Below are 26504 nucleotides of genomic sequence, written 5' to 3'. Positions count from 1 at the left end.
GCCTTCCCCCTCGGCCCCAGCCAGCGGCATCCTTCCCCGGGCCGGGCGCGCCGCGGGGTGCCGGCCACCCCTGACGCGTCCGGCCCCCGGGGCTCGCGGCCGCACGCGGCATCCGTCGCCCCGGCGCGATCACCGCACGGCCGGCCCCATGACCTCCACCGCCCCCGGCACGCACTCCGCCCGGAGCGGCAGGTCGCCGACGAGCTCGCCGTCGGCGTAGCCGAGCACTCCGGGGGAGTCGATCTCCACGGTCCGGCCGGTGTAGGTCCGGACCCGGGGGTGGCTGGTGTGGGTGCCCTTGTACACGCGGGGGAAGACCCGGACGAGTCGGCTGCGGCCGACCGCCTCGACCACGGTCACCGTCAGCTGCCCGTCGGACAGGGACGCGCCGGGGCACATCAGCATGCCGCCGCCGTACGACGGGCCGTTGCCGACGGCGACCAGGGTCGCGTCGGTCTCCACGAGGCGGCCGTCGACGCGGAGGGTGAACGGCAGCGGGCGCAGCCGGGCCAGTTCGGCGACGATCGCCAGGTTGTAGCGGGCCCGGCCGCGCGGCCAGGTCATGCTGTTGGCCCGGTGGGTGACCAGGGAGTCGAAGCCGGAGGTCAGCACCGTGCCGAACCACCGGTCGCCGCAGCGGCCGAGGTCGACGCTCCGGCGGACGCCGTGGGTGATGAGACGCGCCGCTGCCGCCGGGTCGTCGCGCGAGATGCCGAGGGTGCGCGCGAAGTCGTTGCCGGTGCCGGCCGGGACGACCGCCAGGGCGGTGCCGGTTCCGGCGACCGCCTGGAGGCCGATGCTGACCATGCCGTCGCCGCCGACCACGGCCAGCACCTCGGCACCGGACGCCACGGACTCCGCCGCCCGGGTCCGGGTCTCGGCGGTGTCCCGGCCGGTGACGGTCTCCGCCTGCCAGCCGGCGGTGCCGAGGTGCCGTACGGTCTGTTCGGCGACGCGCCGGGCGGTGCCCCGCCCGGCGGCCGGGTTGAACAGGACGGCGGCGCGTGGGCCGGTCATGACACCGTGGGGATGAGCTTGCCCGGGTTGAGCACGCCGACGGGGTCGACCGCGCTCTTGACCGCCGCCAGCACCTCGACGCCGAGCGGCCCGATCTCGTCCTCCATCCACGGGCGGTGGTCGCTGCCGACCGCGTGGTGGTGGCTGATCGTGGCGCCGTTGGCGGCGATGACGTCGCCGGCGGCCTGCTTGGCGGCGCGCCACCGGGCCTCCGGAGCCTCCCCGGCGGCCGCGGCGACGCTGAAGTACAGGCTCGCGCCGGACGGGTAGGCGTGGGAGAGGTGGCAGAAGACCACCGGGTCCGGTCCGTCGTGGCCGAGGCTCTCGGTGAGGGCCCGGGTCACCTGCTCGCGGAGCTTGGCGAGCCGGGACCAGGAGGCCGCGGTCTCCAGGGTCTCGGTGAGGATGCCGATGTCCAGCAGGGCGTCCCGCATGTAGGGGCCGGAGAAGCGGGACCGGCGCCAGGCGGTGGCGGTCTCGGAGTCCAGGGCGGTGGCGCCGCGCTCCCGCAGCAGGCCGCCCACCACGGCGCGGCGCTCGGCGACCTGCTCGGCGGTGCCCTCGTAGCTGACGACCGCGAGGCAGCCGGGGGGCGCCTCGGCGCCGGCGACGGCTGCGTTGACGAAGGTCTCGGTCTCGTCCGAGATGCGCATCGCGGTGGGCAGTGCGCCGGTCTGGGCGAGCTGCCGCACGGCGGCGACGCCGGTGGCGAAGTCGGGGAAGGACCAGGCCTCGTCCGCGCGTTCCGCCGGGAGCTTCCGCACCCGGACGGTGACTTCGGTGATGACGCCGAGCACGCCCTCGGAGCCGAGGAAGAGCTGCCGGAGGTCCGGGCCGGCGGCGGAGGCCGGGGCGCGGCCGAGGTCGAGGGTGCCCTTGGGGGTGGCCACGCGGAGGCCGACGACCATGTCGTCGAAGCGGCCGTAGCCGGCGGAGGCCTGGCCGGAGGAGCGGGTGGCGGCGTAGCCGCCGATAGTGGCGTACTCGAAGCTCTGCGGGAAGTGGCCGAGGGTGAGGCCGTGGGCGCCGAGCAGTTCCTCGGCCTCGGGGGTGCGCAGCCCGGCTTCCAGGGTGGCGGTGCCCGACTCCTCGTCGAGCCGGACCAGCCGGTCCAGCCGCCGGAGGTCCACGCTGACCACGGCGTCGAACGTGCCGCGCAGCGGCTCCACTCCGCCGACCACGCTGGTGCCGCCGCCGAAGGGCACGACGGCGATCCGGTGCCAGGCGCAGGCGGCGAGCAGCTCCTCGACCTCCTGGTGGGTGCCCGGGCACACCACGGCGTCGGGGGCGGTGGAGACGTCGCCCGCCCGGCGGCGCAGCAGGTCGGGGGTGCTCTTGCCGCCGGTGTGCCGGATGCGGGAGGCCGGGTCGGTGAGCACCTGGTCGGCGCCGACGACGGCGGTCAGGGCGGCGTGCACCGGTTCGGGCAGCGCGCTGGGCGGGAGGGTCAGATCGCTCTCGGCGACCGGGGCGGGCGCGGTGGCCGAGACGCCCAGGGCCTGACCGATCAACTGGCGTACGGAGTCGTTGAGCGTGCGGGCCTGCCCGGGGTCGCCCCAGGCGTTCCAGGCCATCTCACCGACGCGGTGGTGGGGACGAGTCATGCAGTACAGTGTTACACATGACGTCAATGCGTAAAAGAGAGGACGCCATCCTCGATGCGGCCCGGCAGTGCATCGAGGCCTACGGAGTGCGCCGCACCACGCTCACCGATGTCGCCCGCCGCGCCGGCGTCAGCCGCCCGACGGTGTACCGGCACTGGCCCGACATCTCCTCGCTCGTCGGCGATCTGCTCACCCGCGAGCTGCGGGCGGTCATCGCGGCGTGCACTCCCCCCTCCCCCGACGCCCGGGCCCGGGAGCGGCTGATCGGCCAGTGCACCGGCACCGTCGAAGCGCTCTGGGGGCACCCGCTGTTCAACCGTTTCGTGGAGACCGAGACGGATGTGCTGGCGACATACGTGTTCCACCGGCTCGGCTCCAGTCAGCTCGCGGCGCTGGAGCTGCTCCGCGCGGAGATCGAGGCCGGGCAGGCCGACGGCTCCGTACGGGAGGGCGACGCCGACGAGTTCGCCCGGTTCGTGCTTCTGACCGTCCAGTCCGTCACCACCTCCCGGCGCCTGGTCGAGGACACCCTGTCCGACGACCGGCTGCTCGCCGGGCTGCGGCGGCTCCTGGACGGATACCTGCAACCGCTGGAGGCCTCGCGATGACCCGCAGCCCCGCCCACAGCCCCGCCGACCGTCCCGGCTCGCTCAACGCGGCGCGGCGGGCGCGGTCCCTGGACCTGCTCGGCGACCGGCCGACCGTCGACGTCCTGGTCGTCGGCGGCGGCGTCACCGGCACCGGGATCGCGCTGGACGCCGCGTCCCGGGGCCTGAGCGTGGTCCTCGCCGAGAAGCACGACCTGGCGTTCGGCACCAGCCGCTGGAGCTCGAAGCTGGTCCACGGCGGACTGCGCTATCTGGCCACCGGCGATGTCGGCATCGCCTACGAGAGCGCCCGCGAGCGCGGCCTGCTGATGAGCCGCACCGCCCCGCACCTGGTCCGCGCCCTGCCCATGGTGCTCCCGGTCCACCGGGACACCGGCCGGCTCCGGGCGGCGACCACCCGCACCGGCTTCCTGCTCGGCGACGCGCTGCGTCTGTCGGCCGGAGCCGGGGCGCGGAACCTGCCCGCCTCCCGCAGCATCTCCGCGGCGCTGACCCTGGCGCTCGCACCCGCCCTGCGCCCGGCCGGGCTGCGCGGCGGACAGCTCTCCTACGACGGTCAACTCACCGACGACGCACGGCTGGTGGTGGCCCTCGCCCGCACGGCCGCCGCGCACGGCGCGCACGTCCTCACCCGGTGCGGCGCGGTGGAGCTGGACGGTCGGGCCGCCGTCCTGCGGGACGAACTCTCCGGGGAGAAGCTGGAGATACGGGCCCGCTGCGTGATCAACGCCACCGGCGTCTGGGCCGACACCCTCGCCCCGGGCGTACGGCTGCGGCCCAGCCGCGGCACCCATGTGGTGCTCCCCGCATCGGCGCTCGGCCACCCGACGGCCGCGCTGACCGTGCCCGTCCCCGGCGAGTCCAACCGCTTCGTCTTCGCCCTGCCGCAGTCCGACGGCCGGGTCTACGCGGGCCTCACCGACGAACCGCTCGACACCCCGGTGCCCGACGTTCCCGAAGCCCCCGGTGAGGACATCGACTTCCTGCTGGGCGTGCTCTCCCGGGCGCTCGCGGCGCCGCTGAGCCGCGAGCAGGTCATCGGCGCGTTCGCGGGACTGCGCCCGCTGCTGGACTCCGGCGGCGGCCGCAGCGCCGACCTGTCCCGCCGGCACGCCGTCCTCACCGCGCCCTCCGGGGTCATCACCGCGGTGGGCGGGAAGCTCACCACCTACCGGGCGATGGCCGAGGACGCCGTCGACGCGGGCATCGCGCAGGCCGGCCTCGCGGCCGGCCCGTGCCGGACCCAGGCCCTGCCGCTGATCGGCGCCGCCTCACCCGGCCGGCTGGCCGCGTCGTCCGCACCGGCGCGCCTGGTCACCCGGTACGGCAGCGAGGCGGAGGCCGTCCTCGCCGAGGCCGCGGACGACCCCGCAATGCTGGAGCCCGTCGCCGCGGGCGTCACCGGGGCCGAACTCCGGTGGGCCGTCCGGCACGAGGGGGCGCTGGACGCGAGCGACGTCCTGGACCGCCGCACCCGGATCGGCCTGGTGGCCGAGGACCGCGACCGGGCACTGCCGGCGGCACGGGCGGCACTGGAGGTCTGAGGCCCCGCCCGCATCGCGGGGGCCGCATGACGGAGAGGCGGGTCCGGTGGCTCGGTGGGGCTGCCGGGCCCGGGGCCGGGGCCGGGCCATGGGATCAGGTGTGCCCGGGCGGGCCCGGCGGTGGCCTCCAGGATCAGTCCAGCGCTGCCAGGGCATCGAACAGCGCACGCCCCTCGGGGACCCTGCGGCGGATCAGCATCCCCGCCACTCTGTGCAGCTCTTCCCAGGCGTGAGGGCGGCCGATCTCGGAGGCGTCGGTGAGCACGCTCAGAGAGGTCGCCAGAGCGACCTCCGCTTCCCCGGCTCCTGCGTACGCGTGGGCCAGGCAAGCCCCGTACCAGGCCCGGTCCCTGCGGAAGGACGGAGCGAAGCCGGCCAGTCCGGTCACCAGGTGCTCGGCCGCGCTCGACCATTCCTTGAGGTGCAGATCGGCCATACCGCGCTGCGCGGCGAACCACGACTCACCGTAGAAATACAGCCAGGGCGGAGCGTCCGAGGCGGCTGCGATGATCTGCTGCGCCTCGTCCAGCCTGCGGTACGCGTCATCGGCGTTCCCTTCGAGAGCGTGCCCGCGCCCCGCCATCTGGACCGCCATGGCTCTCGTTGCCTCGCTCGCTCCCGCCGTTGATGCCGCGGCCTCACCCAGCCGGACACATCGCCGCCCCTTGCCCTGAGACCACGACAGGTGCGCCTTCATGCTCATGGTGGTGGCCGCCATGTCGCCATACCCGGCTTCCAGTGCCCAGTCGTAGGACCGGTCGAACCATCCGAGCGCCACGGGGGCGTTGTCCTGGTCCTGCGCCATCCACGCGAGGAACTGTGCGTACTCGGCCAGCAGCTTGACCACACGGTCCGCCAACGCCCCGCGGGCCTGGTCGTGGAGGGCGGCCACCTCCTCGAACTGAGCGATCACGAGCGGAGCGATGGTGCGTGAGCCCACGGTGTCCTCCGCCCGCCGATGCGCGGCCAGTAAGGCGTCCAGCGCGTCCAACGCGCGGGTATCCAAGCGCAGGCCGCCCTTCCTGACGGCGGTCAGCCTCTCCGCGTCCGCCTCCGACACCATGCCGGGCAGCACGAGCGAGGGAAGGGGCAGTTCCTCGTGCCGGACACCCAGCAGTTCACGAGGCACGCCAAGGCCGTCAATGATCCGCTGCCGTACCTCGACGGACGTCACCTCACGCCGCCGGTTCTCGATCGCGGAGATGTCCGGCTGCGCCAGACCCACGAGTGCGCCGAGCTTGCTCTGGCTGCTGCGCGTCAGCCTTCGCCACGTCTTCAACAGCGCCGGCCAGTCCTCCAGCGCCACGGCGGCCCGCAGTTCAGGGTGTGCCCACAGGTTCGGCTCCGGCTCCATCCTCGAAATATAGGACGGGCCTATAGGGTCCCGCGGTGGCCTCGGGACGCATCTGCGCGATCAGGCCGGGAAGGCTTCGGGCCCAACAGCGGCCCCCGAAAGGCATCTCGCAACGGCGCAGTGGCGATCCGTCAGATGGCCCATCGCACGACGTCGTGGTGCCGGGCGGGAGGACTGGGATGTCGCATCCCAGCCCGGAGCCGTCATTGCGCAACCAGGGTCCAGCCACGGTGAACCCAAAAGCCGCCACGCGATGATCTTGAACTGGTGAGAGCCTCGGTTTCGGCTTCCTGGAACGAGGAGTTCGTGGTGTCGACAGTCGGACTGCCTGGGTGCGGGATGGCCCGCGTTCTCCCAAGTGGCCGGCCAGTCGCGCAGGACAACAAGGGACGCGAGCCGAGGTGGGTTCTACGATGAGCCGGTGACCGAGACGCTACCCCCAGTGGGCCTTGACCTCTTCGAGGTGGAACGGCTCCTGTTGGCCGAAGCCGCGGAGCCACCGCTACCGCCCCGGGACGCCGAGGCCCGGGACCGAGTGTGGGACATGGCGGTCCGGGCCAACCCCACCCTCTTCGACGGGCCCGTGGTGGCATGTGGGGGACTGGAGTGGACGGGCCCGCGCGCCCTGCGTCTGTCCTGGGTGCGTGTGACTTATCGGCACTATGCCTTGCGTCGCGTGCCCGGTGCCACCGCGCTGCCCTCGTTGTTCGTGAACGTCGTCCAGCCGACCGACGACGGCCGTGTGCTGGTGGCGAGGATGTCGCCCTCTACGGCCGCCCCGGGCCGCTGGCAGCTGCCAGGGGGGTCAGTGGAGCCTCCCCAAAGTGGGGCGGCGCTGGACGAGTCGGCACTGGCCGGCCAGGCCGCACGGGAACTCGTCGAGGAGTTGGGGAGCGGCGCAACCCCCGGGGACCTGAGGCTGTGGGTCGTCACCCGCGGCGAGAACGGCAGCGTCGGCCTGACCTACCTCGCCCCGGCCCTCCCCGATGCAACGCTGCGCGCGGACTTCACCGCTGCCGCGGCAGCCGAGCAAGCCCAGGGCCGCGAACCTGAACTCGACGGCATCGCCCTGGTGCGCTCACCGGATGAACTGGCCGCTCTGTCCGGTCCGCACGCGGACTACCTGGAGCCGATCGTCCGCCGCTTTTTTGGGCACCGCTGAGATCAGACGCGGGCAACACCGGCAGGGGAGAGGCAGGGGTCACCCTTCAAGATCATCTCGTGATGGCTCCGGGGCTCACCTTGGCTGGACCCCCAACCGGCCCGGCGGCACAGGAGCCCCCGCTCAAGGAAGCTCGCCCCGAGCCGTCACGCCGCCTCCGGGCCGCCCCTGCTCTGTTCCTCGGGGATGGGCTGTTCGAACCAGACCACCTTGCCGGTGCTGAGCCGGGTCGCTCCCCAGCGGCGGGCCAGTTGGTCGACGAGGAACAGGCCGCGTCCGCCCTCGTCCCCCGCCAGGGCCCGCCGCATCCGGGGGACCTGTGGGGAGTCGTCGCCCACTTCGCAGCGGAGCACATCGGTGCGGAGCAGGCGCAGGGCGATCGGCCGGGAGGCGTACCGCACGGCGTTCGTCACCACTTCGCTGACCATCAGCTCGGTGGCGTCCAGCATGGATTCCAGGCCCCAGCGCTCCAGCGCCCGGCGGGTGAGCTCCCGTGCGCGGCCGGGGGTCCGCGCGTGCGGTCCGAGGAACCAGTACGCGACGTTGAGCGGCGGGAAGCCGTCGAACCGGGCGGCGAGCAGGGCCACGTCGTCGTCGCGCGACCCGGGGCCCAGGATGTCCAGGACCTCATCGCAGAGCGATTCCAGCGGGGGCGCCGGGACGGCCTGGGCGGCGGCGTGCAGCCGGGCGCGCAGCAGTTCCACCCCGGTCGACACGTCCCGTTCCCGGGACTCGACGAGGCCGTCGGTGTAGAGCACCAGGGTCGCGCCGGTGGGGGCGGGCATCTCCACCGACTCGAAGGGCACACCGCCGACGCCGATCGGCGCGCCCGGCGGCACCTGGAGCACCTCGCCGGTGCCGTCCGGGTGCAGCAGCACCGGCGGCGGATGGCCGGCGTCGGCCACGAGCAGCCGGTGCGAGATGGGGTCGTAGATCGCGTAGAGACAGGTCGCCATGTGCTCGGTGCCGAGCCGCTGCGCCTGCTCGTCGAGGTGGTGCAGGACCTCGTCCGGCGGCAGGTCGAGCCCGGCGAGGGTCTGCACGGTGGTGCGCAGCTGGCCCATGATCGCGGCGGAGGTCATGGAGTGGCCCATGACGTCCCCGACGACGAGGGCGACCCGGTTGCCGGGCAGCGGGATCGCGTCGTACCAGTCGCCGCCGACCTGCGCGGTCTCCGCGGCGGGCAGGTACCGGCTGGCCAGCCGGACGCCGGTGGTGCTGGGGAGGGACGAGGGCAGCATGGTGAGCTGGAGCGCGTCCGCGACGGAGGCCTCGCGCCCGTAGACCACCGCCTTGTCGACCCCGAACGCGGAGTGGGCGGCGAGCTGGGAGGCGACGAGCAGATCGTCCTCGGTGAAGGCCGCCCGGTCGGGGACGCGGAGCAGGACGACGGTGCCCATGAGGTGGCGGGGGCCGAGCAGCGGGGCGACGATCAGCCGCCGGTCCAGCGGTGTCTCCGGCCCGCTCGTCACCGGTTCCAGCAGGTCGGCGGCGGTGGACCGGAGCTCAGGGTCGTCGCCGAACACCGCCTGGCCGTCCAGCAGCGTCCCGGCGAGCGGGTCGGTGACGGTGAGGCCGGAGAATCCGGAGGTGCCCGGACGGACGTCGGTGACCGGCTCCTCCGGCCCTTCGGCGATGCAGTACAGCCGCAGCGCGAGGGGCGTCCCGGCGGGGGCGTCGCCGACGGGCAGCGGCTCGCGGAGGTGGACGAGGATCGCGTCGGCGAAGACGGGGATCGCGGCCCGGCACAGCTCGCACAGCGTCTCGCCCAGGTCGAGGCCGCGGGCGATCTGCCGGGTCGCGGTCTGCAGGTAGCGGAGGCGGTCGGTCTGCTGTGCGGCGGCGGGCTCCGACGGGTCCGGCAGATGAGCGGCCACGGGAGCCCCGGTGGCCGGGGCCGGGGGCAGGGCCTCGTCGCCCGGGACCACGGCGGCCCGTCGCCCCCGGCCGGGCTGCTCGCTGTCCGCACGGCCGTCCGGCGCGAGCGGCGGGGGCTGCGACCAGGGCTGCGGTCGGGACGGGGACGGCTGTTCGGCGGTGCCCGGGGGCGCTGCCGTACCGCTCCCCCGCCCCGGGGCGCCGGCTCCGGGGCCCGGTCCGTCGGGTGCTTCGTGGGGGGTCGGGGGCTCCATCACTCGCGTCGTTCCGCTACTGGCTGTCCGTTACTGGCTGTCCGTTGTCGGGAGTCGTTCGGCATTCCGTGTCATCGCGCTGTTCCGCTGTCCGTCGCGTTGTTCGGTGTCGTTCCGTCCGGTGGCGGCCGTGGGCCGCTGCGGGTCGGAGGCTCTCTCAGCCGAGCCGCTTGCAGGTGAGGAAGATCTGTTCCTCGGGCGGCACGTCCGAGATGGCAGGGGCATAGGTGTAGGAGGTTTCGTCGACGATCTCGAATGCCGCCCCCTCGACGACCGTGCGCAGGTCGTCCCGGAGATAGCCGGACACGCGGATGACGTGCCCGAGGAACGGGATCGAGAAGTTGTCCACATCGGCCTCCACCATCGAGAGGACGAACAGTCCGTCCGGGACCAGCAGATGGTGGACGGTCTCCAGGGCCACGGGAATCTCGGCCCGGGGCAGCATCAGGAGGGAGAAGAACGCCGCGACGGCATCGAACCGGCCCAGGTCCCGCGGGCCGCCGGGGCACAGATCGGCGATGTCGAGCTGGTGGAAGGCGGCGGCGGGCACGTGCTGCCGGGCGAGCCCGAGCATCCCGCCGGCGAGGTCGATCCCGACGACGTCGAACCCGGCGTCCGTCAGCTGCCGGGCCGTCGGCAGCCCGGTGCCGCAGCCGAGATCCAGCACCCGGGCCCCGGCGGGCAGGGACCGGATCAGCCACTCGGCGGCGGCGACCTGTCCGTCCTTGTGCGGAAAGGCCTCGTCGTACCGGTCGCCGATGGCGTCGAAGGCCTCGGCCTGTCCGGCCCGGTCGAGCCGCAGGCCACCGCTGTCCGTCTCGTCGAACTCGTCGATCCCGTCGATCACGAATGCGTCCCTCCCGGACTGGCTGGCGCATTACTCCCATGATGCACCTCATACCGGGCGGTCCGTGGCGTCCGGGCCGCCTTCCCGACGAGGCACGACAAGGTCCCGACGACGCGCGGCAAGGCCCCGACGGGCCACGATGACCGTCCGGGGTGCGCGCTCGCGCTGGGTCACCGGCGTCGGCCGGACGGCGGACGGCGCCTTCGGCAGGCCGGGCGCGGCACGCCATAGGTCCGCGACAGGGGCCGGGACGCCGGGGCCGCGACGCCGGGGCCGCGACGGCCCGGGACGCTGGGCAGCCCGCGGCCGCGCGGCGGCGGGCAAGGCCCCCGCGACACCCACGGCCCACGCAGCCCCCGCGACACCCACGGCAGGCCGTCGGACAACGGAGGGGACGGAGGGGACGGAGGGAACGGATGAGCCGGCCCCGGAGCGCGCTCCTCCGTCGCTCAGGGGCCGGCCGTTCGACCGGTCCGACGGATCAGGCCGCCGGGTGGGGCACCAGGACGACGTCCCGGCTGCCGCCGGTCTCCCCCGCGTCCGGGTGGAGCGTGAGGGCGCCGTCGGACCAGCGGACGAGGATGTCGTCCGGACGGTGGTTGCCGGTGTAGTCACCGGCGGCGAGCACGGTGGCCTGCTTCCACGGTTCGCCGGGGGCCCTGAGATGCTTCTCCCCGTGGAAGCCGTCCTGGTCGAGGTCCGGGTAGAGGGTCAGCTCCCCGTCGGACCAGCGCACCATCAGGTCGTGCTGTGCGGTGCCGGTGAAGTCCCCGGAGGTGAGCGTCGCGGCGTTCTTCCAGGTGCCGCTGGGCGGTGAGAGCTTCTTCTCGTCGTGGAACCCCTGGCGGTCGACGTCGGTGAAGAGCGTGACGGTGCCGTCGGACCAGCGGACGAGCAGGTCGTTCGCCCGGTCGTCGGTCGTGGTGTAGCGCCCGGCGGTGACGGAGGCGGCGCGCTTCCAGCGGGCGCCCGGCTTCTGCAGCTGGACCTCCCCGTGGAGGCCCTTCTCGTCCACGTCCGGGTACAGCGTCACCTCACCGTCGACCCAGCGGACCAGCAGGTCGTCGTCCCGGCCGGTCCCGGTGAAGTCGCCCGCCGTCACGGAAACCGCGTTCTTCCAGGTGCCGTTGGGGCCGAGGACCCGGATCTCCTTGTCGAAGGTGCCTGCGCCGTCGCCCGATCCGCGGTAGATGCTCAGTTCGCCGTCGGACCACCGCACCAGGAGGTCGGAGTAGTCCTCGCCGCCCGGATTGCCGCCGGCGAAGTGCCCGCCGGCCAGCACGTCGGCGTGCTTCCAGGTCCCGGCCGTCCCCAGCACTCCGCGCCCGGCCGGCGGCTTGCCCGCCACCGCGGCCTCGTAGAGCGCCCTGGCGTCCGCGTCCAGGTAGGAGCCGTAGGAGACGTCCGCCTTGTCGCCCCCGGTCTTCCAGCCGCCGATGACACCGATGAGGCCCCAGCCCTCGCCCTTCCGGACCAGGAACGGGCCGCCCGACGTGCCGCCGCTGTACCCGTCGCACTCGATCCGGAGGAAGCTGCCGGGGATGCCGGGGTCGGTGCTGTCGTACCGCGTCGTCCGGTCCCAGCAGTCCAGCGGTCCGGTGCGGTTGGCGGGGTAGCCGATCAGCCGGACCGCGTCGTGGGCGTAGCCCGGGTCGGTCATCAGGTCGACGCTGCCGACGACGTCCTGCACGTTCTTCCCGGCCCGGGGCTCCAGCCGGAGGAAGGCGAAGTCCAGGTCGGCCGCCTTGTCCGGCCCCTTCGACAGGTACCGCTTGTCGACGTAGACCCGCCCGGGCTCGACCGCGAAGGCACCGTGCGGCTTCGCCCCGTTGTTGTACTGGGGCACGAACGTCAGGTTCTTCCGTGCCTCCTTGCCGTCGAAGCAGTGACCGGCGCTCATGACCAGGTTCTTGCCCGGGCTGGTCACGACGCTGCCGCTACAGAAGCGCCCGGTGTCCGTGCCGTCCTGCCAGAAGAAGGTGCCGGCCATCGGCAGCCCCTCGAAGGGCTTGCCCGGCGACCGGGCGGCACGCTGCCCGCCGGCCTTCGGAGTCCGCGCGGACGCCGTCCCGTTGAGCTGCCGGTCCTCCGCCACGGGCCGGGCGGCGCGCAGGCGGGCCGCCGTCCAGTAGGCATCGGCGCGCGCCGAGGCGAGAGCGTCGGGGTCCGCCGAGTGGCGGGCGTCGGGGTGCGCCGAGACGCGGGCACCGGCACCGGCGGGGGCCGGTACGGGAACGGGCGGGGCCGGGGCCGGGGCCGGTACGGGAACGGGCGGTTCGGCCGGTTCGGCCTCTGCCGGGGTCAGCGGCAGCAGGGCCAGCGCGGCACCCCCCGCAAGAGCGCCGAGCGTTCTGCGCACATGCATGGTGTTGTTTCCCCCTACGGAGGAGAGCCACGTCAGGTGGTGACGTGCCCTCGTCGAAGCGAGCCATGATCGTACGGCACAACCGGACAAGCGGCCGAATAGGTGATGGACCGCCGCCACCCCTACCCGACCGGCCCTTTCTGTCGGTATGCGCCCATCCTGTCACCGTGTGTTCGCCCGCCTTGCCGGGTGTTTTGTCGCCTTTACCCTGGCAAGAGGGGGAGCCGGGCCCGCGGAGCCGGCGCCCGGAAGCGGGCGTCACGAGCGGGCCACAACGCCGGAGGACGGCACGATGGCCGAGGACGCCGAGGCCCCGGACGAGGGCTACGAGGACTTCCCGGAGACCGAGGAGGAGCCGGACGTGCTGCTCGACGTCCCGGTGCTCAAGGTCGACGAGATCGAGCTGGAGGTGGAGAACCTCACCGCCCGGGTCTCGCTCCAGGCCGAAGTCCTCGATCTGCTGAAGCTCCATGTCGGCGCGGATGTCGCGCTCGGCCGCGTTCACCTCGGTATCAAGGGCGTGGAGGCGCAGGCGCTGCTGAAGGTCCGGCTCGGCCATGTCGCGGGGATCATCGACCGGGTGCTGCAGACGATCGATCAGCACCCGGAGATCCTGGAGCAGATCACGCGTGGGGTGGGCTCCGCCGTCCAGGAGGTCGGCGCGGGCACGAGCAGAGCCGTGGGCGAACTCGGCCGCGGCGCGGGGGAAGCCGTCGAGGACGTCGGCCGGGGCGCGGGCGAAGCGGTCGAGGACGTCGGTCGGGGCGCGGGCGAAGCGGTCGAGGACGTGGGGAAGGGCGCGGGCGAGGCCGTCGAAGGTGTCGGGCGGGGCGCCGGGGAAGCCGTCGAGGGCATCGGGCGGGGAACGGGCGAGGCGGTCGAGGGCGTGGGACGCGGAGCGGGCGAGGCCGTCGAGGACGTGGGACGGGGCGCCGGGGAGACAGCCGAAGCGGTCGGACGCGGCGCGGGCGGAGCGGCGGGCCGGACGGTGGAAAAGGCAGGTGACCGGGCCACCGGGGCGGCGAGCCGGACGGCGAATGCCACCCGCACCAAGAAGGCGGCCGACAGCAAGAAGGCCACCGAGACCAGGAAGAAGGCCGGCACGAAGAAGACGGCCGGCGCCAAGAAGACCGCCGCAGGCAAGAAGCCGGCCGGAGGCAAGAGCGAGACCGGCGCCCGGAAGGCAACAGCGAAGAAGAAGACCGGGACCGCGGGCACGAAGAAGGCCGGCGAAGCCGCCCGTTCCGAGCGCAAGAAGAGCCGGCGGGCCCCGTCGACGGCGGCGGAACCGGACGACTCCGGCCGGCGCACCACCCGGACGACCCGCGGCAAGGCCGAGCGCCGCACGAGCCGCACGAGCCGCACGCGGGAGCGCGACGAGGAGCAGGAGTAGCACGTGCAGGTGCAGGTACCGCCCCAGGAACGGGAACGGGAGCAGGAACGGGAGCGGGAACCGTGAACGGCCCTGCCCGCACAGCCGGTTCGGGCCCGGACACCTGGGATGTCGCGCTGCTCGCCGCGGTCCGGGCGCGTCGGCTGCGGTTCGGCGCGGTGCCGGATGTCGAGGTGCGCTTCCACGGCAGCCCGGGCCGGGAGTCGGTCTCGCGGAGCGTGCGCTCCCGGCTGCCGGACCGTGTCGGGACCGCGGTGGACTATCGCGACCTGCGGATCGACTCCGTCGTGGCCTCCCGGCTCACCGATGACTCCGCGGAGCAGCCGCCTCGACGGCCGCGCCGGGCGGCCCAGCGGGCCCCGCAACCGCCACCGCCACAGCCACGACCCCCGCGGCCTGCGCGACGCCCTGCCCGTCCGCCCCGGCCGACCCGCCGTGCGCTGCCGCCGGTGCGACGTACCGGACGCCGTTCCTGAGCCGCGCCCGTCCCCGGAGCCGCGCTCATGCTGAGCCGTGCCCGTCTTGAGCCATGCCCGCACTGAACCGTGCGCGCCCTGACCATGCACGTCCTGAACCATGTCCGCCCTGGCCGTGCCCGTCGCAAACATGCCCGTCGTGAACGTGCCCGTTGACCCGCCGTTCCCGGTCCGCCCATGAGCAGCCGCGGAGCGTCAGACCGCGCCGGGCCCCGGCCCGAAGGCCTGCGCCTCCCGCTGCCCCAGCAGCCCGGCCGCCCGCAGGAGCACCGACGCGGTGAGCAGACCGCCCCGGATCGCATGCCCGGCCCGTGCGGGGACGCAGCGGTCCCGCGCCGGGTCGTGCTCGGTCATGATGACGCCCGCGTGGTCGGTGGCCGTATCCTCCCGGTGGACGGGCCAACCGCGCGCCTCCAGGGCCGCGGCGAAGGCGTCCGTGTGCTCGCTCCCCATGACCGTGTCGTGGGTGCCGTGCACGAGCCACACCGGCACGGGCGACACCGCGACGGGCGACTCCGGCACGGACGACACCGGCACGGGCGAGGCCTGCATCGGCGACACCGGCACGGGCGAGGTCTCCATGGCGGCGATGTCCTCCAGCGGAACGGTGCCGGTGGTGCGGGCCGGACGGTCGTAGCGGGAGCCGATGCCGACGACGCCCGCGAGGCGCGGGCCGTCGGCCGTTCCGGGGCGCAGGACGACGCCCATGGCGGCCGGGGCGCCCGCCGACCAGCCCGCGAGCACGAACCGTTCGGTGTCACCGCCGTGGCCGGCGGCGAAGTCCCGGGCGAAGGCCAGGGAGTCCAGCAGCTGGGAGCGCCCGCCGTCGGGGGCGTCGGAACCCCAGTCGGGGACGCACACCCGCAGCCCCGCCCGGGCCACGGTGGCGGCCAGCGGCCCGAGGATGTCGCGCTCGTCCGGTGCGATGCCGTGCCAGAGCAGTGCGGTGGGGCCGCGGTCCGGCGCTCCGGGGCCGGGACGGTAGACGTCGACCGCCTTGCCCCCTGCGGTACGGGCGAGCGTGCGGCGCACCCCGAAGTCGGGGGCTCCGGGGACACGTTGCGCCTCGGCGGCGCCCTGGCGGACGTCCTGGTCCGGGGTCCTGGCTGGGGTCCTGGCCTCCCCACGAGGCGTTCCGGCGTCCGGTGTCACAGCGCGGCGCTCCTGCTCCTGTCCGGCCGTGGTCCGCCGGTTCCGGCGGCCGACGGCGTGCGTCGTCGGGCGGCGGACGAGCGGGTCACTGGATCTGGCGGCGGACGAGCTCGCGGAACATGCCGCCCGTATCGGCGAGCAGGTCCGCGGGCGCCCCCTCCTGCACGACCCGGCCGTCCGACATGACGATCACCCGGTCGGCGTCCATGACCGTGGACAGCCGGTGGGCGATGACGACCCGGGTGGAGCGCAGTTTGCGGGTGCTCTCGCTCACCACGCGCTGGGTCTCGTTGTCCAGCGCGCTGGTCGCTTCGTCGAAGAACAGGATACGCGGGCGGCGGATCAGCGCCTGGGCGATCATCAGCCGCTGCCGCTGGCCGCCGGAGACGGTGCCGCCCCCGTCCGAGAGGACGGTGTGCATGCCCATCGGCATCGCCTTGATGTCCTCGGCCAGGCCGGCCATCTCCGCGGCGTCCCAGGCCTCTTCCAGCGAGAACATCTCGGCGCCGCAGATGCAGTCCAGGATGGAGCCGGTGAACGGCTGGGAGTTCTGCAGCACGACGCCGCACTGCCGTCGCACCGCCGACTGGTCCAGCGCCGAGAGGTCCTGCCCGTCGTAGAGGACGTCGCCCGCGGTGGGCCGGTCGAAGCCGATGAGCAGCCGCAGCAGGGTCGACTTGCCGCAGCCGCTGGCGCCGACGATCGCCACGAACTCGCCGGGCCGCACCCGGAAGGACACGTCGTCGAGGACCAGCGGGCCGTCGTCGCTGTACCGGAAGGACAGGCCGCGGGCCTCGATGCCGCCGGTCAGCTCGCCGGGCTGGGTGCTGCCGCCGCGGACCTCGGGGACCTCGTCCAGCACCGGCTTGATCTGCTCGAACATCGGCAGCACGGCGGCGGCCGAGAGCAGGGCGCCGGTGAGCTGGTTGACGGAGGTCAGCAGCATCGTCACCGCGGTGTTGAAGGTGAGGAAGCCGCTGGTCGACAGCGATCCCCGGGCCGGGCCGGCGAGCAGCACGAACATGATGAGGGTGCAGAGCGGCAGGTAGACGGCGTTGACGACGGTGATGAGGTTCTTGATCCGGCCGACCCGCTGCTGGAGTTCCCGGCTGCGGGCGAACTCGCGGGCCCAGGCCGCGTAGGCGAAGCTCTCGGCCGCGGCGACCCGCAGTTTGGGCAGTCCGCGCAGCGTCTGGAACGCCTGGTTGTTGAGCTTGTTGTTGAGCTCGATCAGCCGCCGCTGCCAGCGCAGTTGCCACAGCCCCATGGCGAGGAACACCGAGGCGATCACGATCAGCATGCCGATCGCGGTCAGCGCCAGCGGGACGCTGTAGCAGAGCAGCAGGACGAGGTTGACCGCGCCGACCGTCCCGGCCTGCACGGCGATCGAGCTGATCCCGGAGAGCACCCGCCGGATGGTGCTGATCCCCATGGCCGCGCTGGCCAGCTCCCCGGTGGACCGCTCGGCGAAGAACCGCGTCGGCAGGCGCAGCAGCCGGTCCCAGATGGCGGGTTGCAGGGTGGCTTCGACGCGCCCCTCCATGCGCAGGATGGAGGTGTTCTGCAGCAGCATGAAGGCGGCGGAGACCAGGGAGGTGGCCACCAGCGCCAGGGAGGTCTGCACGATGAGGCTGTTCTCGGCGTTCGGCACATAGGTGCCGAGCACGGTGCCGGTGGCGATGGGGACCAGCGCGCCGAGGCCGACCGCGACGAGGCCGCCCAGCACGAGGTTGCGCAGGTCGAGCCGGGTGCCGCGGAGGCTGAACAGCAGCAGCCGCCAGGCGGGCATCCCCTGTTCGGGCAGCGGCCGGTAGAACATCACGGCGCGGGGCTCGAATCCGGCGGCCTCCGCCTTGCCCAGGCGCGTCCGCTCGCCGCTGGTGGCCTCCACGGCCTCGTACCGGCCGCGGCGCCAGAGCAGCGCGACCGGCTCGCCGGTGTCGGCGCGGTGGCCGACCAGGGGGCCGATGTTCTCCCGCCACCAGCGTCCGTCGAGCTTGATGACGCGGGTGCGGAAGCGCGAGCTGAGGGCGATGCGTTCCACCGGGTTGAGCCGGTCGTTCAGGGAGCCGCCGCCGGTGGGTTCGCTGACGGTGATGCCGGCCGCGGCCGCCACCTTGCGGCAGACCTCCAGGGTGGCGTCGTCGGTTCCGGCGGCCGGGCCCGACCGGTTCCGCCGCGACCGGTTCATGGAGGCCAGCAGCGCCTGGTCGGCCTGGGCGCGCACGGTCTCGCCGGCCTCGATGCCCGCGGCCGTCCGGTCCTCGTGGGCGCGTTCGAGCTGCTCGATCCAGCCGTCCAGCGCGAACAGCAGCCGGGAGAGCTGGTTGACCATCTGCTGCCACAAGGCGCCGTCGATGAGCAGGTCGGCGGCGGCGTCCGTGCTGTAGGCGGCGCCGTACTGCACGCTGCCGGGCGCGACGGGCATCCACAGGATGTCGTCGTCGGCCGAGCCGTACGCGGTCTCCACGGCCGCGGTCTCCACGGCCGCGGCCGGAGCCTCGTCGGAGTCGGGTGCGGGCGCGCCGGCCCCGGGGGCGAGCTGCCCGTCGAGGGGTGCTTCCAGGAGCACGCGCAGGCTGCGCCCCACGCCGCGGGCGAAGGCGTCGTCCAGCGCGGAGAGGGCGGTGGCGGGGGCCTGGGCATAGGGGTCGCCGTAGCCGGTGCCGCCCGACGGTCCGTACGCGGTGCCGTAGCCGTAGTGCGTGCCGTGGCCGTCGGAGTGTCCGTAGCCGTCCGGGGTGCCGTAGCCGCCGTGGGTTCCGTAGCCGGACTCCGTCCCGTAGCCGGCCTCGGTCCCGTAGCCGCCGTGCGCCGCGTACCCGTTCGCGGTGCCGTAGCCGTACTCCGGGGCGTACTCGGTGGGGAAGAGTTCGCGGAGCTGGATCCGGCGCAGTACGCAGCCGCGCAGCGGCCGGCCGACGAGGGTGTGCCGGGGGCCTTCCACCGGGCCGAGCAGCAGGGTGCCGGTGCCGAGCCGGCCGAGGAAGTGCCAGTGGCCTTGCTGGCCGGCGTCGACGGCGAACAGGTCCAGGGCGCCGTCGGCCACCAGCCACAGCACGTGCGGCCCCTCCAGCGACAGGCTGCGCACACCGGCGCAGTCGACCGCGGTGCCCAGGCCTCCGAGGGCGTCGACCACCACGTCGCCGGACCCGCCGGTGCCGGGGCCGGTACCGCTGCCGGGCTCGCCGGTGCCGGTGGCGGCGGGGTGGTGCACGGATGACACGTCAATGCTCCTTGACCAGCTCGGCGTACGGTCCCCCGGCGAGGACGAGGTCCTCGTGCCGGCCGCGCTCGACGATGACGCCGCGGTCCAGCACGACGATCTCGTCGCTGTCGCGCACGGTGCTCAGCCGGTGGGCGATGACGACGCAGGCGCAGCCCCGCCGCCGCAGGTTGTCGATGATGACCTGTTCGGTCTCGGCGTCCAGGGCGCTGGTGACCTCGTCGAGGACGAGGATGCTGGGCCGCCGGACCAGGGCCCGGGCGATCTCCAGGCGCTGCCGCTGGCCGCCGGAGAAGTTCCGGCCGTCCTGTTCCACCCGGCTCCGCAGACCGCCGGGCCGCCGGGCGATCACCTCGTGCAGCGCCGCGTCCTTGAGGGCGGCGGTGACGGCCTCGTCCGGGATGGACGGGTCCCACAGGGCCACGTTGTCGCGGACGGTGCCCTCGAAGAGGAACACGTCCTGGTCGACGAAGGACACCGAGGCGGACAGCGCGCTGCGGGAGAGGTCCTCCAGCCGCTGCCCGTCGATGCGGATGGCCCCTTCCCACGGGCTGTAGAGGCCCGATATCAGCCGGGAGACGGTGGACTTGCCGCTGCCGGAGCCGCCGACGAGCGCGACCTGCTGTCCCGGGCCGACCGACAGCGAGAAGTCGGTGAGCAGCGGCTTGTCCAGCGGGCTGTAGCCGAAGGTGACGTTCTCCAGCGTCACATGGCCCTTGAGCCGGCGGGTGCTGGCCTCCGGCTCGCGCCGGGTGTAGAGCGAGTCCACCGGGAAGTTCTCGACGTCCTTGAGGCGGGCGACGTCGGCGGCGAAGTCCTGGATGCGGCCGGCCACGCCGTTCAGCCGGGTGATGGGGGCGGTGAAGCTGGTCACCAGCGCCTGGAACGCGACGAGCAGGCCGATGGAGATGTGCCCCTCCACCGCGCGCAGCCCGCCGATCAGCAGGATCATGGCGCTGTTGAGCGTGGCGAGGGTCGGGGCGACGACGGCCAGCACCGCGCTGGGGACGCCGAGCCGCTGCTGGATGTCCAGGGTGGTGGCGTGCTGGCCGGCCCAGCGGCGGAAGTAGCCGTTCTCGCCGCCGGTGGCCTTCATGGTCTCGATGAGCTGGAGGCCGCTGTAGGAGGTGTTGGTGAGCCGGGCGCTGTCCGCGCGCAGCTTCTGGGTGCCGGTGGCCCGGATGCGGATCACCACCCGCATCGCCACCACGTTGAGCAGGGCGATCAGGATGCCGATGACGGTCAGCTGCGGGTCGTAGGCCCAGAGCAGGAACGCGTACATGACCACGACCACGGCGTCCACCCCGGCGGCGGCGAGGTCGCGCGCCAGGGTCTCGGCGACGGTGTCGTTGGACTGGAGGCGCTGGACGAGGTCGGCCGGGTTGCGCTGGGAGAAGAAGGTGACCGGCAGTCTCAGCAGGTGGCGCAGGAACCGGGCGCTGCTCAGCGTGGACGAGATGATGCGCCCGCGCAGCAGGTTCGCCTGTTGGAGCCCGGTGAGGACGGCGGTGAGGACCACGGCCGCCCCCATCGACGCGAAGAGCACGCCGAGCAGCGACGTCTGGTGGCCGAAGAGGAACAGGTCGATGTACGTCCGGCTGAGCGCGGGCACCGCAGCGCCGACGACGACCAGCAGGAAGCTGGCGATCACCGCGGCCAGCATGGTGCCCGAGGTGCCGCGCAGCCGGGCGGGCATGGCGCCCATGATGCCCGGTTTGCGGCCACCGCGGCGGAATCCGTCGCCGGGCTCGAAGGTGAGCACGACGCCGGTGAAGCTGGAGTCGAACTCCTCCATGGGGACGAACCGGCGGCCCTTGCCGGGGTCGTTGATGTGCACGCCGCGGCGGCCGAGGCGCCGCCCCATGCCGTCGTAGACGACGTAGTGGTTGAACTCCCAGAAGAGGATGGCCGGCCCGCGCACCTCGGCGAGCGCGGCGGGCTCCATCTGCATGCCCTTGGCCTGGAGGCCGTAGGAGCGGGCCGCCTTGAGCACGTTGCTGGCCCGGGAGCCGTCGCGGGACACGCCGCAGGCGATCCGCAGTTCCTCCAGCGGGACGTGGCGGCCGAAGTGGCCGAGCACCATGGCCAGGGACGCGGCGCCGCACTCCACGGCCTCCATCTGCAGCACGGTGGGGCTGCGGACGGTCTTCTGCCGGGTGGCCTTGGGCACGGGGGCGGGCCGCTTCGGGCGGCGGCGGCCACCGCTCGGGCCGGGCCGGCGCCTGCCGCGGTCGGGCTGCGGGGCGGCGGACGGGGCGTCCTGCGCGGTGCCGGCAGCGTTCCGGGGCGTGGCGCCGGAGGTGTCCTGGGGCACGGTACGGGAGGTGTCCTGGGGCGCGGTGCGGGAGGTGTCCTGGGGCGTGGTCACGGCAGCAGCCAATCGACGGGGCGCTGCTCGGCGAGGTGTACGGCTCCGCTGACCATGGTGGTGGATTCGATCGGGTACGGCGGCCCCTGTTTCGACGACCAGGCGTAGCCGGACTTGGTGCCGGCGGACCGTTCGAGCCGGACCTTGACGGCCACCGGGTGGCCCTTGGCGGCGAACTGCGCGCCGAGCTGACTGTCCCCGAGGAAGCCGCTGATCTGCCGCCGGGTCTGCGGCACCCGCCCGACGGCGAGGACCCGGCCGCGGAGCACGCCGAACCGCTGCGTGGGAACGGACTGGACGGTGAGGTCCACCTTCGCTCCGACCGGGACCGTGGAGGCGTTGCTGCCCTGGACGTACAACATGGCGACCAGGGGGTCCTTGGCGTCGGAGACCCGCTCCACGGTCGCGACGTCGGTTCCGGTGGTCACCACGGAGCCGATCTTGGAGACCAGGGAGGTCACCCGCCCCGGGGCCACGGCGCGGACCGCCCGGGTGCCCTGCTGGGTGCGGACGCCGAGCACGGGGGCCCCGGCCCGCAGGGTCTGTCCCTCTTTGGCGAGGACGGCGGTGACCTGCCCGGTCACCGGGCTCTGGAGGACGTAACTGCCCTCCGCGTGGGTGAGGATGCCGGGCGCGCTCAGCTTGGAGGACACGGTGCCGGTCACGGCCCAGAAGCCGGCGACGGCCATGACGACGACCGTGACGGCCAGCACCAGCCGTCCCTGGGGCCGTGCGAAACGCACGGGTACATCAAGCTCTTCAGGCGATTGCAGCTTGGAAAGCGCCTTTTGCCGGAACTGCACGGGACTATTCCTTCAACTGCATTCGTCTCGATCAGGCACAACGGTGCATGACCGTAACACAGCAACCGACGGACGGATCCGCCCTCGATTGCTGCCCATGACAAACCGGGTGCGGCCGAAGACATCCGTGAACCCCGGAACAGAAGTTCCGGGGTTCACGGCGGCCTCAGGGATTCAAGAGACCCCCGGGGCCGGGAGTCGCCCTCGGCTGTGCAGCCTGGTGGCGATCAGCCTCAGAGACCGGCGAGACCGGTGACCGGGGCGGTGTTGACACCGGTGACCTCGGTGGCCAGACCGGTCACACCGGCGACCGTCGGCAGAACGGAGTCAACGGTGCCAACGGTGTCGGCGACGACCGGGCCGAGCACGCCACCGGAGATGGTGTCCAGGTCGGCGTCGGCAATCTCGCGGGTCTCGACCTGGGGGGTGAAGTCGTTACGCATGACCTGCGTTCCCTTCGTTTGCTTTGGGGTGTTTGAAAGAGATCCGACCGGTTCGGCGACAATCGATCCGGACGGTTCAACGGTCGTCTTTGATACCCGAAACCCGGGAACCATTTACTCAACTTCCGCGTCTCGCAAGATGAAATCACGGCGACCGGCGCACCTGCCAGCCGACCAAGGCTTGTTTTGGTGAACGTTGCACGGCCTTAACGCCCTGACGTGCAGCTTTGACCACCGGATGGTGACGAGTCCTTCACATGGTTCACCGTTCAACTCTCCGCGAGGCACCTTTCCGGGGCGCGACACCGGACATACCAGCGCGTAACTGCGATGCACCGGGAGCCCCATGAGGGCGTATGGGATTCGTGTGCGCCTTCTGCGGACGAGATGTGCAGGTTCCTCAACCGCGGTTTTGTGAACGGCAGGTGACGGCACACTTGGTTCAACGCGCCCACCACGCACGACTCCTGTATGAATCGGGCCGATTCCAGACTTCCGGCGACGCCTCGGCCGCTTAACCATCTGCAGCAATAGGAGCATGTTTTCCGCGATCTGGGGACCAGTTCACCGAAAAGGCCCGGACAGCAGAGAAATCGCACGTAGGCGAAGAACCCGACCGCCATCCCACTCCACACCGGGGAGGGAATCAGGCCGGAAACGGGACGGAATCGGTCACCAACTCGATGCGAACCGGTACGGGTTGCCGCCGAGTGAACCAGGACGACTCCAATCCGCCTCGCTCACTCAATATCACCCCATGCCGGAGTCATCGGCAACACGGGGCACACCGGCGCACCGGCGCCCAAAAGGGAAATCAAACGGATGGCTTTCGCTCGACCCGATCGGACATCCCGGCATACAGCCGGACAACAGCTGACCATTGCCGTTGTGTATTTCCCGTCACCGGATCGCCGGCCCTGCCCCGCTCGGTGCAGGGTGCCTGTCCGCCCGGGGTGCCGCGGGAGCGGCGACGGGCCGCGGGAGCCGCGGGAGCGTGGGCGGGCCGCGGGATCGTCGGCGGGGCGGCAGGATCGTCGGCGAGGCGGAGGGATCATCGGCGGGCGCTCGCCATCCGGGCGGCGACCGCCGCGGGACCGGCGGACCGCTGTGCCGAACGGAGCTCCACCGCACGGCCACCCGGCCCCCCGCCGATCGCCGAAGGTGGTGCGGGGCAGCGACTTCCGTCGACGGGGCCGAGCCCGTCGGCCGATGTGCCCGCGGGGGCGCCCCGCCCAGGCTTGCCCCATGACCTCTTCCATGCCCTCGGCACCGATCCCCCGCCGCACCCTGCTCGCGGGCACCGCGGCCCTGGCCACCGTCGGCGCCACCGCCTGCGCCGCCGATCCCGCGCGTGCCCGTCCGGCACCCTCCGGCACGACGGAGTCGCTGCGGACCGCCTCCTCGCTCACCCACGGGGGACTCGGCCACAAGGGACTCGCCTACAAGGGGCTCAACTTCGACACGGACCGCGACGTCTGGCGAACCGAGTACGTCCGCCGGGAGATCGCGGCCATCCGCGAGCAGCTGCACTGCAACGCGATCCTGCTGCTCGGTCACGACCTCGACCGGCTGACGGAGGCCGCCTCGATCGCGGCCGGGCACGGGCTGTTCGTCTGGTTCGAGCCGCGGCAGTTCGACCGCGACGCGGAGGAGACCCTCGCCTTCCTCGGCAAGGTGGCGCGCGCCGCCGAGCGGCTGCGCACCCGCCACCCGGACGTGGGCATCTCGCTCGGCACGGAGCTGACCATCTTCATGTCCGGCCTGGTACCGGGCAAGGACTACAACGAGCGCGCCCAGGCGCTGCACCGCCCCGAGTCGGCCGGATTCCAGAAGCGCCTGAACGTCTTCCTGGACCGGGCCGTGCGGACCGTACGGACGCTGTTCCGGGGCCGCGTCACGTACAGCTCCGGGGAGTGGGAAGAGGTCGACTGGCACGGCTTCGACATCCTGGGGCGCAATCTCTACCGGACCGCCGACAACAGGGCCGGCTACACCGACCAGGTGCGCGCCCTGCACCGGCACCGCAAGCCCGTCGTCATCACCGAGTTCGGCTGCTGCACCTTCACGGGAGCCAGGGAGCAGGGTGGCGCGGGCTACACCGTGGTGGACTGGGAGCGGCAGCCTCCGGTGGTGAAGGACGGCTACGTGCGGGACGAGCGGGAACAGGCGGACGAGATCGGCGCGCTGCTGGACCTCTACGCGGCGGAGCGGGTGCACGGCGCCTTCGTCTACAACTTCATCGCCCCCGACTCACCCCACTCACCTCAGCGCCGCCACGACCTGGACATCGCCAGCTTCGCTCTGGTCAAGACCTTCCCCACCGGAACACGGCGCGGCTACGCGGAGACCGGACAGTGGGAGCCGAAGCAGTCGTTCCATGCGGTGGCCCGACGGTTCCGGTGAGCTGCTGTACCGGACGCGCGGCGCCGATGCGGAGGGGGACGAGGAAGACCACCACCGTCGGCCCTCTCACCCGGGCACGGGTGGCGCGGCGGTACGAACTTCAGCGCCAGGCAGCGGTGCTCGGGTCGATGCCGTGGGCCTGTGCGTTGGCGTCGATGACGCGGCTGAGCCAAGCAGCGAGTCCGGGGTGCACGCGGTCGTAGTAGGCGGTGAACTCGGCGTCCTCCCGGTACATGCGCCCGAGGCAGACCTGCATCTCGTGGGTGAGGTGGAAGTAGGCGTCGAAGGCCTCCCGGTGGCGTTCCGCGAGCCGGTTGGCTTCGGCGCTGCCGGGGACGATGCCCTCCCGCATCGCTACGGCGAGGTCGCTCTCGAGCGCCGCGTTCGCCTGGGCGATGGCCTTCCAGTCGTCGGGTCCCCGGGTGGCGGCGCGCTCGGCGTACTCGGCCCACTGCGGGGTGTCCCCCCAGCGTTCCCGGGCGCGGAGGACCCCTTCGGGTTCCCAGTCGGGGCCGAAAATGGCGGCCTGTTGTTCAACTGTCAGCAGGATGCCCTGCTCGTGCGCCCGGATCATCCGGTCCAGGCCCTCGACCAGGTCGTTGAGGCGTGCGATGCGCTCCTGGACCTGGTCGCGCTGCGTACGCAGCGCCACGGTCGGGTCCACCGCCTGGGCGTGGAGCAGTTCCCGAATGGTGTCGAGCGGGAGACCGAGCTCGCGGTACACCACCACACGCTGGAGACACGCAATATCCGTGGCGGTGTAGAGGCGGTATCCGCCGTGCGTGCGCAGTGACGGGGAGGCCAGGCCGATCTCGTCCCAGTGGTGCAGGGTGCGCACGGTGACGCCCAGCCGCGACGCCGCCCGACCGACGGTCATCCCGGAGGTCTCGGCGGCGTCCGCGGGCAGGCTCATGCCTCACAGTCTCCCATCAGCTTCCGCCATCAGCGATCGTCGGACTTCGGAGGAGTGATGCCGACCGCTGCCAGGTTGCGGGCCTCCTGGCTCTCGGGATCGAAGGGCTTGGCGGCGGTGAAGATCACCCGCGCGTTCTCCGGTGTGACCACCTCGACGTCAACGGTGTTCCAGGGGGTGTGCCTCGGACCTTCGGTGCAACCCGGCTGCAGCGCCTCGCATGCCTCGACGATCCGGTCGATCTCGCTGAGTACGCACGAGAAGCTCACGCTCGCCGCCGGCGTCGACGTCACCTTGCCGGTCGCGGGCACCAGAAGCGCGTCCTGGAAGGCCCACCGCCGCAGATGGGTGACCTGTTCAGGGATGCTGAACAGATCGATGAACCCGAATCCGTTGACCCAGAAGTCCACCGACGCGGCCAGGTCCGGTGTCGGAATCGTGACGAACATCGGCATCCCGTAGATGCCCCGGAACGGCTCCGGCGGAACCGCGTCCACCGCGGGGTCAGGGACAGGGCTTATCTCGAAGGCGTTGTAGTAATCGCTCATGCCTGAAGCCTGAACCCTCACGTAACGAGAGGGTCAAGTCATCTCAGCGGGCAGCGGGCAGCGGGCAGCGGGCAGCGGGCAGCGGGCAGCGGGCAGCGGGCAGCGGGCAGCGGGCAGCGGGCAGCGGGCAGCGGGCAGCGGGCAGC

18 protein-coding genes are annotated in these 26504 nt (G+C 72.8%); 5 read left to right on the top strand and 13 right to left on the bottom strand.

What is annotated here, in order from left to right:
• Window positions 1-129: 129 nt before the first annotated feature.
• Both ABT112_RS12460 and ABT112_RS12455 read right to left on the bottom strand, forming a co-directional pair.
• A complete protein-coding gene (locus tag ABT112_RS12460; protein WP_351508512.1) occupies window positions 130-1017 on the bottom strand; it encodes a diacylglycerol kinase in 888 nt (295 codons plus the stop codon).
• Window positions 1014-2621 carry an FAD-binding oxidoreductase gene (locus ABT112_RS12455; RefSeq protein WP_351508510.1) on the bottom strand — a complete coding sequence of 536 codons (1608 nt, stop codon included), beginning with the start codon at window positions 2619-2621 and terminating at the stop codon, window positions 1014-1016. Before ABT112_RS12455 ends, ABT112_RS12460 begins: the two co-directional genes overlap by 4 nt.
• Before the next feature lie 17 nt (window positions 2622-2638).
• Here ABT112_RS12455 and ABT112_RS12450 point away from each other — a divergent pair, with 17 nt between their 5' ends.
• A complete protein-coding gene (locus ABT112_RS12450) occupies window positions 2639-3229 on the top strand; it encodes a TetR/AcrR family transcriptional regulator (protein ID WP_351508508.1) in 591 nt (196 codons plus the stop codon).
• Window positions 3226-4773, top strand: coding sequence for a glycerol-3-phosphate dehydrogenase/oxidase (locus ABT112_RS12445; RefSeq protein ID WP_351508506.1), 1548 nt, complete (start codon window positions 3226-3228; stop codon window positions 4771-4773). The genes ABT112_RS12450 and ABT112_RS12445 overlap by 4 nt, the downstream gene beginning before the upstream one ends.
• Window positions 4774-4906: 133 nt before the next feature.
• On the opposite strand, the gene ABT112_RS12440 is transcribed toward ABT112_RS12445, so the two are convergent.
• Window positions 4907-6127, bottom strand: coding sequence for a helix-turn-helix domain-containing protein (locus ABT112_RS12440; protein WP_351508504.1), 1221 nt, complete (start codon window positions 6125-6127; stop codon window positions 4907-4909).
• Between the two features lie 421 nt (window positions 6128-6548).
• Between ABT112_RS12440 and ABT112_RS12435 the strand changes: the two genes are divergently transcribed.
• On the top strand, window positions 6549-7289 hold the full coding sequence (locus ABT112_RS12435; RefSeq protein ID WP_351508503.1) for an NUDIX hydrolase: 741 nt from the start codon (window positions 6549-6551) through the stop codon (window positions 7287-7289).
• A gap of 146 nt (window positions 7290-7435) precedes the next feature.
• Here the strand turns inward: ABT112_RS12435 and ABT112_RS12430 are convergent, their stop codons facing one another.
• The 3 genes from ABT112_RS12430 to ABT112_RS12420 form a co-directional block, all read right to left on the bottom strand.
• The gene (locus ABT112_RS12430; RefSeq protein ID WP_351508501.1) at window positions 7436-9421 is read right to left on the bottom strand and encodes a SpoIIE family protein phosphatase; all 1986 of its coding nucleotides are present in this window, start codon (window positions 9419-9421) and stop codon (window positions 7436-7438) included.
• 157 nt (window positions 9422-9578) lie between these two features.
• Window positions 9579-10268 carry a class I SAM-dependent DNA methyltransferase gene (locus tag ABT112_RS12425; protein WP_351508499.1) on the bottom strand — a complete coding sequence of 230 codons (690 nt, stop codon included), beginning with the start codon at window positions 10266-10268 and terminating at the stop codon, window positions 9579-9581.
• Between the two features lie 481 nt (window positions 10269-10749).
• Window positions 10750-12633, bottom strand: coding sequence for a trypsin-like serine peptidase (locus ABT112_RS12420; RefSeq protein WP_351508497.1), 1884 nt, complete (start codon window positions 12631-12633; stop codon window positions 10750-10752).
• A 292-nt stretch (window positions 12634-12925) separates the two neighbouring features.
• Between ABT112_RS12420 and ABT112_RS12415 the strand changes: the two genes are divergently transcribed.
• A complete protein-coding gene (locus ABT112_RS12415) occupies window positions 12926-14026 on the top strand; it encodes a hypothetical protein (protein ID WP_351508494.1) in 1101 nt (366 codons plus the stop codon).
• A gap of 671 nt (window positions 14027-14697) precedes the next feature.
• Here ABT112_RS12415 and ABT112_RS12410 read toward each other — a convergent pair.
• The 5 genes from ABT112_RS12410 to ABT112_RS12390 form a co-directional block, all read right to left on the bottom strand.
• The gene (locus ABT112_RS12410; protein ID WP_351508492.1) at window positions 14698-15654 is read right to left on the bottom strand and encodes an alpha/beta hydrolase; all 957 of its coding nucleotides are present in this window, start codon (window positions 15652-15654) and stop codon (window positions 14698-14700) included.
• Window positions 15655-15739: 85 nt separating this feature from the next.
• Entirely contained in the window at window positions 15740-18601 is a 2862-nt protein-coding gene (locus ABT112_RS12405; RefSeq protein WP_502975324.1) for an NHLP bacteriocin export ABC transporter permease/ATPase subunit, read from the bottom strand.
• Window positions 18602-18881: 280 nt separating this feature from the next.
• The gene (locus ABT112_RS12400; protein ID WP_502975323.1) at window positions 18882-21194 is read right to left on the bottom strand and encodes an NHLP family bacteriocin export ABC transporter peptidase/permease/ATPase subunit; all 2313 of its coding nucleotides are present in this window, start codon (window positions 21192-21194) and stop codon (window positions 18882-18884) included.
• 50 nt (window positions 21195-21244) lie between these two features.
• Window positions 21245-22051, bottom strand: coding sequence for an HlyD family efflux transporter periplasmic adaptor subunit (locus ABT112_RS12395; protein WP_351508489.1), 807 nt, complete (start codon window positions 22049-22051; stop codon window positions 21245-21247).
• 233 nt (window positions 22052-22284) lie between these two features.
• Window positions 22285-22494 carry a type A2 lantipeptide gene (locus ABT112_RS12390; RefSeq protein ID WP_351508487.1) on the bottom strand — a complete coding sequence of 70 codons (210 nt, stop codon included), beginning with the start codon at window positions 22492-22494 and terminating at the stop codon, window positions 22285-22287.
• A gap of 1245 nt (window positions 22495-23739) precedes the next feature.
• Here ABT112_RS12390 and ABT112_RS12385 point away from each other — a divergent pair.
• Window positions 23740-24897, top strand: coding sequence for a glycoside hydrolase family 113 protein (locus ABT112_RS12385; protein WP_351508485.1), 1158 nt, complete (start codon window positions 23740-23742; stop codon window positions 24895-24897).
• Between the two features lie 100 nt (window positions 24898-24997).
• Here the strand turns inward: ABT112_RS12385 and ABT112_RS12380 are convergent, their stop codons facing one another.
• Window positions 24998-25810: a MerR family transcriptional regulator gene (locus tag ABT112_RS12380; RefSeq protein WP_351508483.1), complete on the bottom strand. Its 813-nt coding sequence runs from the start codon at window positions 25808-25810 to the stop codon at window positions 24998-25000.
• A 29-nt stretch (window positions 25811-25839) separates the two neighbouring features.
• Complete coding sequence (locus ABT112_RS12375) at window positions 25840-26358, bottom strand: VOC family protein (protein WP_351508677.1); 519 nt, start codon at window positions 26356-26358, stop codon at window positions 25840-25842.
• Window positions 26359-26504: the final 146 nt, after the last annotated feature.

The sequence above is a fragment of the Streptomyces sp. NPDC002055 genome (assembly GCF_040296705.1).
Lineage (GTDB): Bacteria > Actinomycetota > Actinomycetes > Streptomycetales > Streptomycetaceae > Streptomyces.
The sequence above is the reverse complement of the archived record's forward strand: the minus strand, read 5'-3'. Positions and strand labels throughout refer to the sequence as shown.